The sequence below is a fragment of the Thomasclavelia sp. genome (assembly GCF_047249845.1).
GTDB lineage: Bacteria > Bacillota_I > Bacilli_A > Erysipelotrichales > Coprobacillaceae > Thomasclavelia.
In genome coordinates this window covers 1,142-1,500 of record NZ_JBKTWO010000193.1, presented here as the reverse complement: position 1 = coordinate 1,500, position 359 = coordinate 1,142, and the positions used below count along the sequence as shown (strand labels likewise).

The 359-nt window shown below is 28.1% G+C and carries 1 pseudogene; it reads left to right on the top strand.

Features of this window, described 5'->3' with window-relative positions:
- Window positions 1-54: 54 nt before the first annotated feature.
- Window positions 55-359, top strand: a pseudogene (locus ACLR9T_RS14730) (ORF6N domain-containing protein); the annotation flags it as partial.

Genomic DNA, 359 nt, shown 5'->3' with positions numbered 1-359 from the left:
ATGCTTGCGCCTGTATTAAAAGGGGAAGTTGCAGTCCATCAGAGTTTAATGATTATGAGAACATTTAAAAAGATGAGACATTATATTAATGAAATCAGACAATTATTAGGTTGTACAGATCTATTGAACTCATTAATACAAGATAATATGAAGATTAAAGAAGAAATGTACAACGGTCATAAAGAACTAAAGACAGAAATTGATGGGATTAAAGAAAATATGGTCACTAAAAATGATATGAAGGCTTCTATGAATAAAGTATTAAATAGTTTTATTCCTAAAGAAGAATTGAAACAATTTGTTTTTAAGGATAGTCAGCCATTTGAAGCAAATGTTGCTTATATGGATATCTATAAAGA